The 18,024-nt window shown below is 66.2% G+C and carries 20 protein-coding genes; 10 read left to right on the forward strand and 10 right to left on the reverse strand.

The features are described 5' to 3' along the window. Window positions 1-183 precede the first annotated feature (183 nt). Window positions 184-258 (reverse strand): 50S ribosomal protein bL37, encoded by a 75-nt coding sequence (locus tag NP3_RS51460; protein WP_095887907.1) that lies wholly within the window; start codon window positions 256-258, stop codon window positions 184-186. Window positions 259-348: 90 nt separating this feature from the next. Here NP3_RS51460 and NP3_RS13275 point away from each other — a divergent pair, with 90 nt between their 5' ends. Beyond that, window positions 349-564 (forward strand): biotin/lipoyl-binding carrier protein, encoded by a 216-nt coding sequence (locus tag NP3_RS13275; RefSeq protein WP_040694864.1) that lies wholly within the window; start codon window positions 349-351, stop codon window positions 562-564. Between the two features lie 23 nt (window positions 565-587). After that, the gene (locus NP3_RS13280; RefSeq protein ID WP_063041132.1) at window positions 588-2,102 is read left to right on the forward strand and encodes a sensor histidine kinase; all 1,515 of its coding nucleotides are present in this window, start codon (window positions 588-590) and stop codon (window positions 2,100-2,102) included. 100 nt (window positions 2,103-2,202) lie between these two features. Here the strand turns inward: NP3_RS13280 and NP3_RS13285 are convergent, their stop codons facing one another. Both NP3_RS13285 and NP3_RS13290 read right to left on the reverse strand, forming a co-directional pair. Further along, window positions 2,203-2,457, reverse strand: a complete 255-nt coding sequence (locus NP3_RS13285) for a WhiB family transcriptional regulator (RefSeq protein ID WP_011211115.1) — start codon at window positions 2,455-2,457, stop codon at window positions 2,203-2,205. Between the two features lie 250 nt (window positions 2,458-2,707). Then, window positions 2,708-3,652, reverse strand: coding sequence for a diacylglycerol/lipid kinase family protein (locus NP3_RS13290; RefSeq protein ID WP_063041134.1), 945 nt, complete (start codon window positions 3,650-3,652; stop codon window positions 2,708-2,710). A 67-nt stretch (window positions 3,653-3,719) separates the two neighbouring features. Between NP3_RS13290 and NP3_RS13295 the strand changes: the two genes are divergently transcribed. Then, window positions 3,720-4,151 carry a hypothetical protein gene (locus NP3_RS13295; protein WP_063041136.1) on the forward strand — a complete coding sequence of 144 codons (432 nt, stop codon included), beginning with the start codon at window positions 3,720-3,722 and terminating at the stop codon, window positions 4,149-4,151. A 6-nt stretch (window positions 4,152-4,157) separates the two neighbouring features. On the opposite strand, the gene NP3_RS13300 is transcribed toward NP3_RS13295, so the two are convergent. From NP3_RS13300 to NP3_RS13320, 5 genes are all read right to left on the reverse strand, one after another. Next, window positions 4,158-4,838: an endonuclease V gene (locus NP3_RS13300; RefSeq protein WP_245720915.1), complete on the reverse strand. Its 681-nt coding sequence runs from the start codon at window positions 4,836-4,838 to the stop codon at window positions 4,158-4,160. A gap of 4 nt (window positions 4,839-4,842) precedes the next feature. Next, window positions 4,843-5,334, reverse strand: coding sequence for a GNAT family N-acetyltransferase (locus tag NP3_RS13305; RefSeq protein ID WP_063041138.1), 492 nt, complete (start codon window positions 5,332-5,334; stop codon window positions 4,843-4,845). Then, window positions 5,331-5,942: an acid phosphatase gene (locus NP3_RS13310; protein WP_063041141.1), complete on the reverse strand. Its 612-nt coding sequence runs from the start codon at window positions 5,940-5,942 to the stop codon at window positions 5,331-5,333. The genes NP3_RS13305 and NP3_RS13310 overlap by 4 nt, the downstream gene beginning before the upstream one ends. Window positions 5,943-6,072: 130 nt before the next feature. Then, entirely contained in the window at window positions 6,073-7,311 is a 1,239-nt protein-coding gene (locus NP3_RS13315; protein ID WP_063041144.1) for an Rv3212 family protein, read from the reverse strand. A gap of 228 nt (window positions 7,312-7,539) precedes the next feature. Beyond that, window positions 7,540-9,312, reverse strand: a complete 1,773-nt coding sequence (locus tag NP3_RS13320) for a DEAD/DEAH box helicase (RefSeq protein ID WP_063041163.1) — start codon at window positions 9,310-9,312, stop codon at window positions 7,540-7,542. Window positions 9,313-9,724: 412 nt separating this feature from the next. On the opposite strand from NP3_RS13320, the gene NP3_RS13325 reads away from it, so the two are divergent. The 3 genes from NP3_RS13325 to NP3_RS13335 all read left to right on the forward strand — a co-directional run bounded on the left by NP3_RS13325 (window position 9,725) and on the right by NP3_RS13335 (window position 12,492). After that, window positions 9,725-10,582 (forward strand): SCO6745 family protein, encoded by an 858-nt coding sequence (locus tag NP3_RS13325; RefSeq protein ID WP_063041146.1) that lies wholly within the window; start codon window positions 9,725-9,727, stop codon window positions 10,580-10,582. A gap of 70 nt (window positions 10,583-10,652) precedes the next feature. After that, a complete protein-coding gene (locus NP3_RS13330) occupies window positions 10,653-11,708 on the forward strand; it encodes a polyhydroxyalkanoate synthase family protein (RefSeq protein WP_084508550.1) in 1,056 nt (351 codons plus the stop codon). A gap of 91 nt (window positions 11,709-11,799) precedes the next feature. Further along, window positions 11,800-12,492: a ferritin-like fold-containing protein gene (locus tag NP3_RS13335; protein WP_063041150.1), complete on the forward strand. Its 693-nt coding sequence runs from the start codon at window positions 11,800-11,802 to the stop codon at window positions 12,490-12,492. On the opposite strand, the gene NP3_RS13340 is transcribed toward NP3_RS13335, so the two are convergent. Beyond that, on the reverse strand, window positions 12,493-13,323 hold the full coding sequence (locus tag NP3_RS13340; protein WP_063041152.1) for a helix-turn-helix transcriptional regulator: 831 nt from the start codon (window positions 13,321-13,323) through the stop codon (window positions 12,493-12,495). 102 nt (window positions 13,324-13,425) lie between these two features. On the opposite strand from NP3_RS13340, the gene NP3_RS13345 reads away from it, so the two are divergent. Together NP3_RS13345 and NP3_RS13350 are read left to right on the forward strand one after the other, a co-directional pair. After that, entirely contained in the window at window positions 13,426-13,968 is a 543-nt protein-coding gene (locus tag NP3_RS13345) for a YceI family protein (protein ID WP_063041154.1), read from the forward strand. A gap of 263 nt (window positions 13,969-14,231) precedes the next feature. Further along, complete coding sequence (locus NP3_RS13350) at window positions 14,232-14,459, forward strand: DUF3107 domain-containing protein (RefSeq protein ID WP_063041156.1); 228 nt, start codon at window positions 14,232-14,234, stop codon at window positions 14,457-14,459. 74 nt (window positions 14,460-14,533) lie between these two features. On the opposite strand, the gene fasR is transcribed toward NP3_RS13350, so the two are convergent. Continuing rightward, complete coding sequence (gene fasR / locus NP3_RS13355) at window positions 14,534-15,199, reverse strand: HTH-type transcriptional activator FasR (RefSeq protein ID WP_063041158.1); 666 nt, start codon at window positions 15,197-15,199, stop codon at window positions 14,534-14,536. A 318-nt stretch (window positions 15,200-15,517) separates the two neighbouring features. On the opposite strand from fasR, the gene NP3_RS13360 reads away from it, so the two are divergent. Next, on the forward strand, window positions 15,518-16,642 hold the full coding sequence (locus tag NP3_RS13360; protein ID WP_245720916.1) for a DUF3152 domain-containing protein: 1,125 nt from the start codon (window positions 15,518-15,520) through the stop codon (window positions 16,640-16,642). A gap of 147 nt (window positions 16,643-16,789) precedes the next feature. Next, window positions 16,790-17,974 (forward strand): adenylyltransferase/sulfurtransferase MoeZ, encoded by a 1,185-nt coding sequence (gene moeZ / locus NP3_RS13365; protein ID WP_040694816.1) that lies wholly within the window; start codon window positions 16,790-16,792, stop codon window positions 17,972-17,974. The last annotated feature ends 50 nt before the right edge of the window (window positions 17,975-18,024 follow it).

The raw sequence follows: 18,024 nt of genomic DNA on the forward strand, positions 1-18,024 counted from the left end.
CCTGCTGAGCCGCAAGTGCGGCGGCGATCGGGCGCCGGATGCACTGCGCGATCGGCTGAGCCTGGAAATCCGCCGATCCGTCACGGTCACGCGGGTCGAGACCACCGAGTAGTTCCGGAAACAGAAAAAACACCGAGTGCCTACGGAAGATCATGGCTCTCGGTGTTTTTCGTCTGTTACGGCTCAGGCGTTAGGACGCTTGCCGTGGTTGGCCGCGCTTCCCTTGCGGCTGCGCTTCTTACGACCACGCTTACCCATAGGTAGTCTCCCTTCTGATTGAAGGCCATTGTTTCATGTGTGGTTGGCTGTAGCTTCAGCGGATACGGGCGAACGAGTGGATGAGGTGTCATGGCGGAGGAAGTGCTCTCGGAGCTGGTGTCGGTCGTGCAGCAGGTTGTCGTTGCCGAGGGTGACGAGGTACACGAGGGCGACACGCTGGTGATCCTCGAGTCGATGAAAATGGAGATCCCGGTGCTCGCCGAAAGCGGTGGCACGGTGACCTCGATCGGCGTCAAAGAGGGCGATGCGATCAAGGCCGGGCACCTGATCGCCGTCATCTCTTAACTTCTGAAGCGGGTAGATCGAAAATGGCGACACTGAGTGAGCTGCTGGCCGAACACACCGACCTACCCGGCGTCGCCGTGGACCATCTGCAACGGGTGGTCGGCGATTGGCAGCTGCTCGCCGATCTGTCCTTCGCGGATCTGCTGCTGTGGGTCGGTGCGGGACCGATCGCCGACGGCGCCGATATCGTCTGCGTCGCACAGTGTCGACCGACGACCGCGCCGACCGTCCATCCGGAGGATCGGGTCGGCGGAACCGCATTGCAGACCGATCATCCGCAGGTGTTCGACGCGCTGATGACCGGCAAGATCGTGCGCGCGGACAGCGATATCGAGGCCGAGGGCGTCTACCATCCGCATCCGGTGCACGCCATCCGCGAGGCCATTCCGGTGCGCTGCGGCGACGATGTCATCGCGGTGCTCAGCCGCGATACCGATCTGCAGCGTTCGCGCGTGCGCAGCACGCTGGAGATCGCCTACGTCGCCTGCGCCGACGATCTGTGCCAGATGATCGCCGACGGCACCTTCCCGACCACCGAGGACCGCGCCGCGACGCACTCCAGTCCGCGCGCGGGCGACGGCTTCATCCGGCTCGATACCGAGGGCATCGTCGTCTACGCCAGCCCGAACGCGCTGTCGGCGTATCACCGGATGGGGCTGCAGTCGGATCTGGCCGGTCAGGATCTGGCCGTCACCACCCGGTCGCTGATCACCGATCCGTTCGACGCCCAGGAAGTCGTCGGCGATATCCAGGCCGCCCTGGCAGGACGCACCGGGCGCCGCATGGAGGTCGAGGCGCGCGGCGCCACCGTGCTGCTGCGCACCCTGGTGCTGCGCCCGCACGGGGAACTGGCCGGGGCTGCCGTGCTGGTCCGCGACGTCACCGAGGTCAAGCGCCGCGACCGCGCGCTGCTGAGCAAGGACGCGACCATCCGCGAGATCCACCACCGGGTGAAGAACAATCTGCAGACGGTCGCCGCGCTGCTGCGGTTGCAGGCGCGTCGCACCGAGAACGAGGAGGCGCAGGTCGCACTGACCGAATCGGTGCGCCGGGTCACCTCGATCGCCTCGGTGCACGAGATGCTGTCGATGTCGGTGGATGAAGAGGTCGATCTCGACGAAGTCGTGGACCGGCTGCTGCCGATCATGGCCGATGTCGCGACCGTGCACACCGCGAGAATCAAAGTGCGCCGGGCGGGTTCGCTCGGCGTGTTCTCCGCCGAACGTGCCACCCCGCTGGTGATGGTGCTCACCGAACTGGTGCAGAACGCCATCGAGCACGCCTTCGATTCCGGCGAAAACGGCACGGTGACAATCCGTTCCGAGCGTTCGGCGCGCTGGCTGGACGTGATCATCAGCGATGACGGCCGCGGCCTACCGCCGGGTTTCAGCCTGGAATCCTCCGACCGCCTCGGCCTGCAGATCGTGCGCACGCTGGTCACCGCGGAACTCGGCGGTTCCATCGGCCTGCACCCCGGCGCCGACATCGGCACCGACGCGGTGCTGCGCGTTCCCTTGGGGCGACGCTCGGGTCGTTGAGGCGAATCTCCTTCGGGCACAAAATAGCCCGGCACCTGAGTGCCGGGCTTGGCTGCGTTACCGGGCCGGGCTGAGAGGTCCGGTAACGCTGGTCGTCCTCCTAGACGACGGTGCGGGTGCGCGTGCGGGCGTTGCGACGCTTGAGCGCCCGACGCTCGTCCTCGCTCATACCGCCCCACACGCCGGCATCCTGCCCGGACTTCAGGGCCCAGGACAGGCAGTCAGCGGTAACGGGGCAGCGAGCGCAGACCAGCTTGGCATCGGCAATCTGCGCGAGCGCCGGACCACTGTTACCCACCGGGAAGAACAGCTCGGGGTCCTCATCGCGACAGATGGCCTTGTGGCGCCAGTCCATTCCTCTGCTCCTTTGCTGGGCGCCGCAAAGGGCGCCTACGGTTTGTGGATCGTTCACTTGTGCGACTCGAATGTTTCCGCACGGTTGCTTGTGAATGCTTTCACGAACACCGTAGATGTCAATAGGTATCCGGTGCACCGTGGGGAAGCTCACGCTCTCAAGGAACCCCTTGGGGAACCTGCCCGGTCCTTTGTACTCGCTCTACCCGGTTTTCGCAGCACAACACCGAGTTTTTTCGCGCGTTTCGTGCTCATTTCGGGCGGGGAGCAACGACCTCGAGCACGTCCGGCACGGCTGTGAAATCCACCATGTTGCGTTTTCCGATAAAGTCGCCATCGATTTGCAGACCGATCGGCTCGCTGGCCTCGATGTGCACGGACGGCACATCGTCCTCGCGAAATAGGTTGCGGGACTTGGGATTTCCATTGGCAGTGAGAAGCTGCCTGGCGAGCAGCAGGGTGGAAACCACCGACATCGACCGCACGGCAAACACGCCGAGACCGGTTTCGAAGGCCGTGCCCGGGTTGGTGTGCACCGGGGTGGCGTTCAGGTAGGTCCACGGGCTGGCGTTCGTTACGAAGGCGTAATGGACCTCACTGATGGGGTCGAATCCCGGGATCTCGATCCGGACGCTCGGCTCCTTGCGCTTCGACTTGAAAAACTGCCGGACAGTGGTGCGGACGTAGCGACCAGGGGTGGCGGCATGGCCGTTGGCGCGGCTGTTGTCGATCGCTTCGCAGACGTCGGCGTCGAGGCCGACACCGGCGCTGAAGCCGAACCAGCGGTCATCGGCGAGGCCGAGCCCGATTTTGCGGTCGTGGTCGAGGGTGAGCAGATCGATGAGCTGGTTGGTTGCGGTCACCGGATCCGGGGAGATGCCGAGGGCGCGCGCGAACACATTCGCCGAGCCGCCCGGAATCACGCCGAGGCGCGGCAGCCACGCCTGTCCGTCGTCGACCTGGGGCAGCGGCAGATAGCCGTTGATGGTCTCGTTGACCGTCCCATCGCCGCCGTGCACGACGATCAGGTCCATCTCGTTGGTTGCTGCCCACTGTGCCAATTCCGCCGCGTGGCCGCGGTGCTGGGTATGCGCGACGGTCAGTTGAGTCCGGCTCTCCAACGCGTGCGCCAGCAGGTCCCGCGTCGCCGGCGTAGTCGAGGTGGCATTCGGATTCACGATCAGCAACGTCCGCACCTTCGGCAGCCTAATCGGCGCGCGGCCCGGTCCGAAAAGCCGCCGAGTGCGTTCTAGGCTTGGCCACGTGGCGGACAGCGGCAAAGACGAGGTTTCGGCGGGTGTGCCCGCGACGGTGCGCGGTGCGGGCGGATTGGTCGCGCTGGAGGGGGCGGTGGCCGTGGTCGTGGCGATCGTGCTGATCGTGCGTGGCCTGCTCGGGCACGATCAGAGCGCCGCGAGCGGATACGGCACGGCCGCGTGGTTCGGGATTCTCGGCGGCGCGGTCCTCGCGGCCGGGACCGGACTCTTTCTCGGGCACCGATGGGGACGGGCCATCGCTGTGATCGCACAGGTTCTGCTGCTTCCGGTGACCTGGTCGCTGCTGACCGATTCGCATCAGCCGGTGCTCGGCGCGCTGCTCGGCCTCGTCGTGGTGGGCGCGCTGGTGTTCTTGTTCGCGCCCGCGTCGAATCGCTGGATGGCCGAGGTGTACGGAATCGAACCGGAATCGAAGTAGCCGGGATCAGGCGGTGGCGGCGCGCAGTGCCTGACGGCACAGATGATCGGCCCGGCGGGTAGTTTCCGGCTGACGGTAGCGCGGAGTCAGCGCGAGCACCTGGGTGCATGCGGTGTCCAGGTCGATGAGATGACCGACCGAGACGAAGACCGGTTTGACGCCGCGCCGCGTGCGCAGCGCGCGCCCGACGATTTCGCCGTCCATCGCGATATCGCTGACTGCGCCGCGCTCCGGACCGGGCTCCACGTAGTCGCCCCACGGTGTCTTGGCTACGCCGATCGTCGGTGTGCCCGTGAGGATTCCGACGTGGCAGGCCAAGCCGAAGCGGCGCGGATGTGCGAGTCCCTGGCCATCGCAGATCAGCAGATCCGGTGTGGTACCGAGCTTTTCGAGTGCGGCGAGGGTTGTCGGTAGTTCACGGAAGGACAGCAAGCCCGGCACGTAAGGAAAGGCAACCGAGCCGTGCGCTACCGCGGTTTCGACGGGATCCAGTGTGGCACTGTCCAATACGACGGCGGCTGCGGCCGCGATCCCGGTTTCGTCGTCGTAGGCGGAGTCGAGTCCGGCGACGGTGCGGAATCGCGGTGGATGCGGATCGGTCGTAATCACCAATGGCCGCAACGCATCCTGGATCGCCATGGCCTCGTCCGCGGTGGTCGGCCAATCCGTCGGTGCGGTAACCCTCACTCGTTCACCAGGCTTCGGCGGCGAGTTTATCGATGGCCGCGCCGGTGAGCCGGTAGCCGACCCACTCGTCCTGCGGTTCGGCGTCGATGGACTTGTAGAACTCGATGGCGGGCGTATTCCAGGTCAGCACGGACCATTCGACCCGGCTGTAGCCCTTGGCGGCGGCCTCCTCGGCGAGGGCGGCCAGCAGCGCCTTGCCGTAACCCTTGCCGCGGGTCTCCGGTTTGACGTACAGGTCCTCGAGATAGATGCCGTGTACGCCGGTCCAGGTGGAGTAGTTCAGGAACCAGATCGCACAGCCGACCACACCGGTCTCGTCCTCGACGACATGGGCGAAAACCGCGGGTGACGGCCCGAACAGCGCGGTGTCCAGTTGCTCGGCGGTGAGCGTGCACTCCGCGCGGGACTTCTCGTACTCGGCGAGATCCTCGACCAGGCCCACCATGGCGGGTACATCGGCGGGGGTAGCGCGGCGGATCTGGCCGGTGCGGGTCATAGTGTTGCTCCATGGTTTGCGGGAACTAGGTTGTGCGCCAGGATGGTTCGGTCGTCGTGTTCGTAACCGAGCACGGTGATCGCGGCGGTCGACATGGCGAAGCGCCGACCCTCCCGGATGTCGAGCTCGGCCCAGCGGGCGATCAGCGCCCGGGAGAAATGACCGTGACCGACCAGCACGATATCCCGGTCCGCCAGTGCGGGTTCGACCGATGCCAGCACCCGATCGGCGCGCGCGCTGACCTGTGCGGCCGTCTCGCCACCCGGCACCACTCCGGTCCAGATGGTCCAGCCGGGATCGTGTTCGCGGATCTCGACGGACGTCCGCCCCTCGTAGTCGCCGTAATCCCATTCGGCCAGATCGTCATCGACTACGGTCTCCGCGAGCCCCGCGAGCGCCGCTGTGCGGACAGCGCGTTGACGCGGACTGGTGAGCACCAGCGGATCGCGCAGCTTCAGTTCACCGAGCAGTCCGCCCGCGGCGCGAGCCTGCTCCTCACCGCGCTCGGTGAGCGGCAGATCGGTGCGGCCGGTGTGGCGCCGCTGGCTGGACCAGGTGGTTTCGCCGTGTCGGAGCAGGACCAGTCGGGCGTCGTCGCGTGCGGACATGGCTAGTCCGCCTCCCCGAATCTTTTGCCGGTCGTCGGTGCCTCGATAGTCATTTGCCGGGCCGGCAGTAGGTGCCGCCGGGTTTTTGGGCGTTCCCGATGAGTTACCCATGTTCTTACTAAATCAGTAATCACGAGCCCAGCGCGAATATCTCGGCCCCACGTCTTTCCAGCACGGTTGTGCCGAGGACGGCGAGCGAGATGGGGGAGCCGTCGTAGCCGGGCCGGGCAACCGGAATGCGCGACACCTCGGTGCCCGAAGTGGGATCGAGGACCGCGATGGCGCCGTCGACCGGCACGAGTAGTCGGCCCGCCATGAAGGCGGGACTGCCGAGTGCGCCGGGGGCCGCCCACATCGGATCGAAAGTGCCCGCGTTCAAGGCGATCAGGCTGTTGCCGGTGAATACCAGGAACAGCGAGCTGATCCGCGTGGTCGTCGTCTTATCGCTCAGCGGTGCGGAAAGTTGGTGCACCACAAGCGCATTCCCGGTGCCGTCGAAGACCTCCAGCCGCGGCGAAATCGCCTCGGCGGTCGCGGTCGCGGGCGCACCGGGCAGGTACAGCACGATTCGGTTGTCGGACACCGCGATTACGCGCCCGTCGGGTGCGTCCGCACCGGATCCGTTGAGCACATGCGAGCCGTACTCCTCGGGCACCGTATTGTCCTTCGGCGCCGGATTGAGCACGGTCAACCGGTTGGTCGGATCTTCGGGACAGCGTTCGAGGACGGCGAGCCGGGTGGAGCTCGAACTCGACGAGATCAGTTTGCAGCCTTTGCGCGGTTGGGTTTTCACGTTCACGGGTGCGTCGACGTAACCGTATTCGATGGTGCGCACCAGATCCGAGCGCCACATCTCCAGCCGCCGCGGGCCCTGGGCCAGCACATAGGTGCCATCGACCGATAGCTGCACGGTCGGATCCATATAGCTGCTGCGCGCGGTCCGGCGCGAACCGTCCTCACCGGCCAGCAGCGTGGCCTGGCTGCAGCCGCGCTGATCCTTGTACACCGCGATCACCGTGCCGAACTGCGACTCCACACCGCACAGCGGTAGGTCGCGCCGGTAGTGCCACACTTGCGCGCCGGTACGCGGATCGTGTCCGGTGACCGTGCCATCCGCGCCGGTCACGACCGTGCCCGCGGCCACCAGCGCGCGGGTCGCCGCGGGGTCCGGCGCATGCCACAGCTCGCGCAGGCTCGTCGGAACCTGATCGGCGGCCGCGGGAGTGGAAACCGGATGTTCCGCCGTCACCGATTCGGTGCCCCTGGCATCACTGCGCGCCCACACCACCGCCGCCGCGATCACCACGACCACGGCGATCGCGACTGCGGAGATGATGTCGGCGCGCGTTCGCCGCTCGGGTGCGAGCACGTTTGCGAGACTACAACGTGTCGGCCGGGGGATGCGATCGGTCTCGCGTGGACATCCGCCGACGTATGACGGCCGCGGCCGCGTTCAATGGCGCTCACCTGCCGGTATTTCCACATTCGGCGACCCGTTGCCACGGGCAGGCGACCGTGCATCGGTGACGCGTCCGCATCGCCGATGCTGAGACGCCACAGGCGCGCCTGTCCATGACAGACGCGCCCGTGGATCGGACTATGCCGAGGCGGTCACCGTTTCGGGAGCGGTGTCCGCGGTCGCTTCGCCTGCGCCCGCCTCGCCCGCGGGCTTGCGACGGCGGCGCCGACGGCGAGCGGGCTGATCGGTGGTTTCGGCGTCATCGGAATCGCTGTCCGAGTCCGACTCGGCGGTCACGCCGTTTCCGTTGTCTCCGTTGTCCTTCGACTCGGTGCCGTGCTCGGTGCCGTCTTCGGTGGCACCGGCGGACCTGCGGCGGCGACGGCGGCGCCGCGCGGGCTTATCCGCCGTCTCGTCGTCGGTCGCATCGTCGAGCGGGGCTGCGGCGGTTTCGGTTTCGGCTTCATCGGTCTCGATGCCGTTGGTTTCGCCGTCGATCGGCTGACCCGCGCGGGTGCGGCGACGACTGCGTTTGCGCGGTGTGCGGGCGGGGCGCTCGACCACCTCGGCGTCCTCGTCGCGGACCGGCTTCGGCTTGCGGATGGTGCCGGTGACACCCTCCGGAATGCCGAGGTCGGAGAACAGATGCGGGGACCGCGAATAGGTTTCGACCGGGTCCGGGATGCCGAGACCGAGTGCGGTGTCGATGGACGCCCAGCGGTTCAGTTCATCCCAGTCGATCAGCGTCACCGCGACACCGGTGCGCCCGGCCCGGCCGGTGCGCCCGATCCGGTGCACGTAGGTCTTCTCGTCCTCCGGGCACTGGTAGTTGATGACGTGGGTGACATCGTCGATATCGATGCCGCGCGCCGCGACATCGGTCGCGACCAGCACATTGATGGCGCCCTTGCGGAACTTGGTGAGCGCCTTCTCCCGAGCGATCTGTCCGAGGTCACCGTGTACGGCGCCGACGGCGAAGCCGCGGTCGGCCAGATCGTCGGCGACCTTCTGCGCGGTGCGCTTGGTCCGGGTGAAGATCATGGTCGCGCCGCGGCTCTCGGCCTGCAGCACCTTGGCGATCAGCTCGCTCTTGTCCAGCGCGTGCGCGCGGTAGACGAACTGCGCGGTGCGATCGTGCACGGCGGAATCGTGCGGTTCCTCGGCGCGGATATGCGTCGGCCTGGTCAGGAAGGTGCGGGCCAGGGTGATGATCGGGCCCGGCATGGTGGCCGAGAACAGCATGGTCTGACGCTGCGTCGGAACCATGCCGAGAATGCGTTCGATATCGGGCAGGAAGCCCAGGTCCAGCATTTCGTCGGCCTCGTCCAGGACGAGCACGCCGATCTTGCCGAGGATCAGATGGCCCTGATCGGCAAGATCCATGAGTCGGCCGGGAGTACCGACGACGACGTCCACACCGGAGCGCAGCGCGGCGATCTGGGACTCGTACGGGCGGCCGCCGTAGATCGAGAGCACGCGCAGCTGGCCCTGGTGGTTCTTCAGGTACTTGCTCGCGTTCTCCAGATCCTGGGTGACCTGGATGCAGAGTTCGCGCGTCGGCACGATGATCAGCGCCCGCGGGGTGCCGTCCAGCGGGGTGGTCCCGGTGTCGGCGGTGGCGATCCGGTGCAGCAGCGGCACACCGAATCCGAAGGTCTTACCCATGCCCGTGCGGGCCTGACCGATCAGATCTTCACCGGCGAGTGCCAGTGGCAGGGTCAGTTCCTGAATTGCGAAGGTGCGTTCGATTCCGATCTCGCCGAGTGCTCGCACGATTTCATCGCGAACCCCCAATTCGGCGAATGTCGGAGCGGTATGGGTTTCGTCCAGTTCGGCGGTCAGTAGCGTATCCGCCAGACCAGGTTCCTGTTCGACAGTGATCTTGCTCAGGTTCGTGCCTTTCCTCGTTATCGCGTCACACGCGCACGAGGTGTGGGGCGGACCGGCCGGCCCGCGACAACCACATATCCGCCTGTGATACTCACCTCGGCCACTGCCCTGATGTCTGCGGGAGCTCGTCGTTTCGGCAGCTGACCTCGGAAGACATCGGCGCGGCGCAAGGGTGATGCGGATCTGGTGCGCGCACATATTCCAGGACTTCGAAAACCTCGTCGGCGACACTCGGGCGACCGTACGATCCGGCGACTCGACGGACGAAAATTTCCGTTGTCCGCAGAGATTGTAGCGTGATATTGTGCTCGGCTCGAATTCGACGTAACGAACGGCCACGGTAGCGACTGCTTGCAGGTTGCTGGAAATGGTCGGTAATTCCGGACAAAATGCGCGGTTTCCTTGCGTCGGCCGTCGACGTACTGTGCGCCACATGGCAATTCATCTGGCGCGTCGAATCTGGCACACTCTCGAACCCATCCACGATGTGGTGTATTTCGGCGCGGACGTCAAGCGGGCCGGAGTTGCGCTCGGACTGCGCGGATTCTGGCAGACCTACTTCGCATTCCGGGCCGCGCCACTCGGCCCGGTGGGCGCGGGCGCGGTACTGGCGACCTTCGCCGGATTCCATCCGGACATGGTGGCCAAGGCGGTGCCGGATGCCTGGGCCCGGACGACGCCGGAGGCATGTCTGCAGGCCCGGCTCGCCTTTTCGGTCGGATTGTTGCGCGGGGCCGGAGCGGGTGACGCCGATTGCGCCCGTGCCGCCGAATTGCTCGAACCGGTAGCGCGCACGGCCGATCCGACCGGCCGCCCGCTCTATGCGGCGAATACGGAATTGCCGCTGTCGGCAGATCCGGTGGCCGCGCTGTGGCAGCTCACGACCACGCTGCGCGAACATCGCGGCGACGGACATGTGGCGGCCCTGGTTGCGCACGGTCTGTCCGGATCACAGGCGCTGGTGCTGCAGGTGGCGGCCGGAAAGTCGCCCGAATCGGTGATGCGGCCCGCGCGCGGCTGGTCGGAGCGGGAATGGTCCGACATCGCCGACGAGTTGCGCGCCAGGGGTTTGATCGTGGGGGAGCCGATCAGTCCGGAGTTGACCGGCTCCGGCGCCGAATTGCTCGAACGAGTGGAGGCCGACACCGACGAAGCCGCCTGGAACGGCGCACTGGCGGCGCTGTCGCAGGACGCCGTCGCCGAGCTGACCTACTTGCTCGAACCGTTGACGAAGCGTGTTCAGGAGAGCCTGGTGCCACCGCTCAATCCGATCGGCATGCCGCGGGGCTGAGCGGTGCACGATTGCTCACAAATCGGAGTTGCCTGTTACCGTCGGTAACGGGATGTGAGACATTCTGGAGGTGAGTTTCACCGACACCGTCACCATCGCGGCGCGCAATGCCTGGGCGCTGACCTTCGGCCAGGGCGTCGAGGCGCCCGATCCCGCCCCGTCGACGGTGCTGTGGGATGAACCACATCGGCAGCTGCGTCGTTTCGAGGGTACCGGATCCGCCGCTGCCGCAACGGATTCGGCGGTGCTGATGGTGCCGCCGCTGGCCGCACCCGCCAGCTGCTTCGATCTGCGTCCGGATCAGAGCGTGGCCCGATTCCTGCTGGAGACGGGCCGGGCGCCCTACGTCGTCGACTACGGCGAGATCAGCTTCGCCGACCGGCGCATGGGCTTCGAGACCTGGATCGACGAGATCCTGCCCGAGTCGATCCTGCGCACGTCCGCCGATCGCGACGGCCGTCCGGTCGATCTGGTCGGCTGGTCCATCGGCGGCACCCTCGCACTGCTGACCGCGGCCGCGCACCCAGAACTGCCGATCCGCTCCGTCACGGCGGTCGGCTCGCCGCTGGACTACGACAAGATGACCGGCATTCCGCAGGTGCGCGCGGTGGCCAAGCTGACCGGCGGCATCGCCACCTCGACGGCGGTACGGGCGGCAGGCGGCATTCCGGCCACGCTGACCCGAATCGCCTACAAGGTGACCGCATGGGACCGCGAACTCACCCGCCCCTGGTTCGTCGCGAGCAATATCGCGCGCACCGAATCCCTGGCGAAGATGGAGTCCATCGACCGCTTCATGTCCGAGATGCCCGGCTATCCAGGTCGCTTCTACGGCCAGTTGTGGGGCCGCCTGATCCTGAACAACGACATCGGCCGCGGTGTCGTGAAACTCGGCAAGCGCCGCATCGAATTGGCCGACGTGACCGCGCCCGTTCTGCTGGTCGGCGGACCCACCGATGTCATCACCCCCGCTGCGGCGGTGGCGGCCGGACAGCGCATCCTCACCGGCGCGCAGTCCGTTCGCTACGAAACCGCACCCGGCAGCCACCTCGGCATCCTCACCGGGGAAACCGCGCGCGACACCACGTGGACCTATCTCGACAAGTTCCTGTCCGAGCTGTCCTGAACACGCGACGCTCCCGATGTTCGCCGGGATGACGGCGACATGTAACGGGATGACGGTGAGACGTAACAGACCGGGACTAGGCTGTGTCGACATGGGAGCACAGTCACCTGCAGCGGTAGGGGTTTCGTTGTCCGGCTCGTTCATTTCCGCCGACGATACGGGCGTGATCGACCTGTTCGCGGTGCTCGCCTACGGTGAGCTCTCCGCGTTCTACCGGCTGGCCGAGGAGGCCAAGCTGTCGCCGACGCTGCGTGGCAAGGTTGCCGTCGCGAAGATGGCCGCCGCCGAGATGCGGCACTTCGAAACCCTGGAGTCCGCGCTGGCCGAGCGCGGGGTGGATATCTTCGACGCGATGGCGCCGTTCGTGCGCGCCCTGGACGCCTACCACGACTCCACCGATCCCTCGACCTGGCTCGAGTCGATGGTGAAGTTCTACGTCGGTGACGGCATCGCCGCCGATTTCTACACCGAGATCGCCGGTGCCCTGTCTCCCGAGGTCGCCGCCGTGGTCCGGGATGTGCTCGCCGAGACCAGCCACTCCGAATTCGTGGTGGAGGAGGTGCGCCGCGCGGTCGCGACGAGCCGCTCCGAGCGCGACCGGCTGACGCTGTGGGGTCGGCGGCTGCTCGGTGAGGCGATCACCCAGGCGCAGTACGTCATGGCTCAGCGCGACGAACTCACCGAGCTGGTGCTCGCCGCGACCGGTGACCTCAACGGCATTGCCGCACTGTTCGAGCGCATGCAGGCCAGCCACGCCGAACGCATGGCCGTCCTGGGAATCTGATTACTCGTTGACCGCGCGGACCAGTCGCAGGCCGGGCGATTGCGCCTGCGCCTGGTCGGTGAGCCAGACGACGACGCACTGATCCTTATCGGCGTTCAGCGCTTCGAACGGGATATCGATATGGCCGTACTCCGGGTGGTCGAACCGCATCGTGCCCGAGACCAGGTCGTCGATATGCTGTGGCTGCCAACGGCTTTCGAACTCCGGATAGGCGAGCAGCGCGTCGATCAGCCCGAGTAGGCGGTCCTCGCCCGGCCAGCGGATCGTCGCGCGGCGCAGCGCGGCCGAGAAAATATCGGCCACTTCGTCCCAGTTCCGCAGCACCTGCTTGGCGCGCGAATGCGCGAAGGTGAACCAGGCCAGATTCACGACCTCTGGATTGTCGAGCAGTCCAACGGGTTTCGCGATGTCTTCCCAGGCCGGATTCCAGCCGAGCACGTTGAGCCGCCGCCCGATCACGAAGGCCGGGGTGGGATGCAGTGCGCGCAGGATGGTCTCGATCGCGGGCGTCGGCTGCTCTTCGACGGCTTCGGTTGTGGGACAGCGGGATTCGTTGGTCGAGGTGACGGCGAGCCAACCGAAGTGGTGGCGGTCCTTCCCCTCGATCAGCAGCGCCTGCGCGAGCGCGTCGATGACCGCGGGCGACGGATTGGTATCGCGGCCCTGCTCGAGCCGGGCCAGATAGTCGGCGCTCACCCCGGCGCGCACCGCGACCTCTTCGCGGCGCAGTCCCGGGGTACGGCGGCGACCGCCCTCGGGAAGTCCCACATCCGCAGGCCGCAATTGGGCGCGGCGTGCGATGAGGTATTCCGCGAAGGGATTGGGTGCCATACGTTTCATCGTGCCCCGTCCTGGGATGGTTATCCGAGCCCTGACGGGTCCAGGATAACGGCGGTCTGGCTAGCGGACCACGGTCCGGTCATGGTTTATGGCATGACATCTTCCGCTGAATCCACCACCACACTCACCCCGGGCTCCTGGGCGCTGGACGCGATGCATTCCCAGGTCGAGTTCACCATCCGCCACCTCGGCATCTCCAAGGTCCGCGGCCGCTTCAACAAGTTCGAGACCGAGTTCGTCGTCGACGACAATGGTTTCGCCACCCTCGGCGCCACCATCTACCTCGACTCCTTCGACACCGGCAATGCCGATCGCGACAACCACGTCCGCACCGCCGACTTCCTCGATGTCGCCAACCGCCCCACCCTGAGCTTCCGCGCCGTCGAGCCGGTTCAGATCACCGAATCGTTCGAGGTCGAGGGCGAGGCCACGCTCGGCGGGATCACCAAGCCGGTCACCCTCGATGTCGAGTGGGGCGGTGTCCAGGTATTCGCCGGAACCGGCGACCGGCATGCGGGCTTCTCCGCGAGCGGCACCATCAAGCGCACCGATTTCGGCGTCGGTGGCCCGCTGCCCGGCATGCTCAGCGATACCGTCAAGGTCGAGCTGGAAATCCAGCTCATCGAGCCCAAGTAGGCATATCCGCGCGCGACGACGTTCGCGACAGGCGAACGTCAGCCGCCTGGTCGGTCGACGGCGCTGTCGGACCTCGGACGTGACCACTGATTTCCCAGGTACATGGGTAACTCGTCGGGTACGCCAGAACTGGATAGTTGTCCGGCCGCCGGTCGCCGACGTGGATTTCGTGGCTCTTGGTGGGCTCCTGAATACCCGGGGCGGCGGGGGAGCATTAGCCTTGATTTCGACAGCACACAGGACTCTAGGTTCGGAGGTTGGCCGTGGAGGTCAAGATCGGTATTTCGGATAGCCCGCGCGAGCTCGTGATCAACAGCGGGCAGACCCCGGACGAGGTCGAGGCGCTGGTGTCCGGTGCGCTGGGCGGCGACGGCGGCGTCGTCGTGCTCACCGACGAGAAGGGCCGCAAGTTCCTGATCCAGGCCTCGAAGGTCGCCTATGTCGAGATCGGCGCCGCCACCGGCGGTCGTGTCGGCTTCGCGGCGGTCTGAGCCGAACCGCGACGCAACAGACGAGAGCCCCCGCACTCGGGTGAGTGCGGGGGCTCTGCTGCCTCGATGCTCGATCAGTGGATCGGATGCAGCGGCACGTGTGACAGACCGCCCCAGGCCAGCGCGACGGTGGTGTCGACCGCCTCTTCCTTCGGAATCGGCCGATCCGCCTCCAGCCAGTACCGTGCGGTGAACTGGCTGGTGCCGACCAGCCCGACCGCGAGGATCCTGGCCCGGTAGGGGTCCAAACCGGAATCGTGGGCGACCAGGTCGAAGACCGCGTCCACACAGGCCTCGGTGGCCTGCTCGACCCGGCGCTGCACCTGCGGCTCGCTGATCAGATCGGATTCGAAAACCAGTCGGAAGCCCTGCATCTCGTTGTCGACGAAATCGAAATAGGCCTGTACCGCGGCGCGCACGCGCTGCCGGTTGTCGGTGGTCGAACGCAGCGCCTGGCGCACACTCGACACCAGCATGTCGACGTAGTTCTGCAGCACCGCCAAGTAGAGCTCGAGCTTGCTGGCGAAGTGCTGATAGAGCACCGGCTTGCTCACTCCTGCGCACTGCGAGATCTCGTCCATACCCGCGGCGTGGTAGCCGCGCTGGACGAACACCTCGCTGGCCGCCGCGAGTAGCTGTTGACGACGCTCGTCGCGCGGAAGCCGGGTACCGCGCTTGGTCGGCGCCATGGCATCGGAGGACGTTTTGCGGGACGTCATCCGGTCCACGAGGTCAGTCATTTTTCGGCTCTCCCAGTCGATGCCCCGGCAAATTGGGGTGTACACCGGGTATCCCATGAACGATACCCGTTTGTATCTCGTCTGCCGATCGGGGCCGCAGATGCAGTCCACTCGGTGAGATATGTCGCACCGCTGGCGACTGCTCGCAGGTCGCCCGAAAGGGTCGGCATCTGGCGGGAGATGTGCTCGGGTCGGGGTATTGCGCCCTGTGAGACGCTGGTTGACGTGACCGACCGACCGGAAAGACCCTCCGGCGCCGGACGCAGTGCGTATCGCCGGGCTGGCTCCACCGCGTCCGGTTCCGTAGTCTCGGGCTCTGTGGAAAGGCCAGGCCCCGAGGTGCGTACGGGGGCAGCCACCCGAAACGGTGCAGCTGCCCGGGGCGGCGCCGAGGGTGAGATCGAATGGAGATCCGGTTCGCCACCGCGGGATGCGAATGGTGTCGAGGTCTATGACCCGCTCGGTTCGCACGAACCAACGGTCGATCGTTCCTATCAACCCCTGCGGGCCCGCTGGGATCCCACCGCACCCGACGAGAGTCGTTCCCGCGCACCGAGACCCGAGCGCGATACCAAGAAACAGAGCGCGGTCGGTCGTTTCATCCGCACCTATGGTTGGCGTGCTTACGCACTTCCCGTACTTTTCGTGGTGACCGTGCTGGTGATCGTGGACGCGGTGCGCGGGGGCACCGATCCGGCGAATATGCCAGGCGGGGCACCGGGATTCGGACGATTGAGCCCGCGTGCGGCATCCGCGGGAATCATCGGCGCACCGCCCGGCGACGGCCACTTCCCGACGAATCTGCCGACCGGCGCGCTGCCCGACGGCGGACCGTTCACCGAAACCGGTACAGGCACATGGCGTGTGGTGTCGGGGACCACCGCGCAGGTGGGCACCGGATCGGAGTTCCAGTTCAAGTACACCGTCGAAATCGAGGACGGCGTGGACACTTCCGGATTCGGCGGAGACGAATCCGTGGCCAAGTTGGTCGACAGCACCCTGGGCAATCCCAAGAGTTGGGCGCACGATACCAAATTCGCCTTCCGGCGCATCGATCACGGCGAACCGGACTTCCGCATTTCGCTCGCCTCCCGCGAATCCTCGCGCAAGGCATGCGGTTTCGATATTCCGATCGACTCCTCCTGTTTCAACGCCGATCTGCGCCGAGTGGTGCTTTCGGAGGTGCGCTGGGTGCGCGGTGCGCTGGCGTTCGAGGGCGATATCGGTTCCTATCGGCAGTACCAGGTCAACCATGAGGTCGGCCATGCCATCGGCTACCACCAGCATCAGCCGTGCGAGACCGACGGCGGGCTCGCCCCGGTGATGATGCAGCAGACCTTCGGCACCAAGAACAACGACATCGCCGCCCTCGATCCCGACGGTGTGGTCCCGATGGACGGTAAGCGCTGCCGCTTCAATCCCTGGCCCTATCCCCGCGGGTGAATTACCGGCCGGGTGTATACCCGCTCAGCGGCATGGGTTGGTGGTGCGAGACCATGGTCGGGAAGAACGGCCCGATTGCCGGTGTTGAGTAGATAGGCGCTGAGCCACCACAGTGCGATCGGCCAATTGATTCGAGGAGCCCTGGACGTGTCATCACCGAAGTCCCTGCCGCCGCTGGTCGAACCGGCCGCGGAGCTGACCAAGGACGAGATCGCCCGCTACAGCCGTCATCTGATCATCCCGGACCTGGGTGTGGACGGGCAGAAACGGCTGAAGAACGCCAAGGTGCTGGTAATCGGCGCCGGCGGGCTCGGCTCGCCCGCGCTGCTGTATCTGGCGGCCGCCGGTGTCGGCACGCTCGGCATTGTCGAATTCGACGAGGTCGACGCGTCGAATCTGCAGCGCCAGATCATCCACGGCGAATCCGACATCGGCCGCCCGAAGGCCGACAGTGCGCGTGATTCCATCCTCGAGATCAACTCCGGTATCGAGGTCCGGCTGCACAAGATCCGCTTGGAGCCGGAGAACGCCGTCGAGCTGTTCGCCGAATACGACCTGATCGTCGACGGCACCGATAACTTCGCCACCCGCTACCTGGTCAACGACGCCGCGGTGCTGGCGGGCAAGCCGTATGTCTGGGGTTCCATCTACCGCTTCGAGGGCCAGGTGTCGGTCTTCTGGGAGGACGCACCGGACGGCCGCGGCATCAACTACCGCGATCTCTACCCGGAGGCCCCGCCGCCCGGCATGGTGCCCTCCTGCGCCGAGGGCGGTGTCCTCGGCGTGCTGTGCGCCTCCATCGGTTCGATCATGGTGACCGAGGCGATCAAGCTGATCACCGGCATCGGTGAACCGCTGCTCGGTCGTCTCATGGTCTACGACGCATTGGATATGAACTACCGGACCATCAAGCTGCGCCGCGATCCGGAGCGTCAGCCGATCACCGAACTGATCGACTACGAGGCGTTCTGCGGTGTGGTGTCCGAGGAGGGCCAAGCCGCGGCCGCGGGTTCGACGATTACCGCGCGCGAGCTCAAGGAACTGCTCGACGCGGGCAAGGAAATCGAGCTCATCGACGTGCGCGAGCCGGTCGAATGGGACATCGTGCACATCGAGGGCGCCAAGCTCATCCCGAAGGATCGCTTCCTCTCCGGTGAGGCGCTGTCGGATCTGCCGCAGAACCGCCCGATCGTCTTGCACTGCAAGACCGGTATTCGCTCGGCGGAGGTGCTCGCGGTCCTGAAGAACGCCGGTTTCTCCGACGCCTCGCACGTGCAGGGCGGCATCGTCGCCTGGGCGAATCAGGTCGACAAGTCACTGCCGGTTTACTAAATCGGGTACTCATGCCGAGAGGTTGCTTCGTGGCGTAACCACCACGGAGC

The organism is Nocardia pseudovaccinii NBRC 100343 (assembly GCF_001613225.1).
In the GTDB taxonomy this organism is placed as follows: domain Bacteria; phylum Actinomycetota; class Actinomycetes; order Mycobacteriales; family Mycobacteriaceae; genus Nocardia; species Nocardia pseudovaccinii.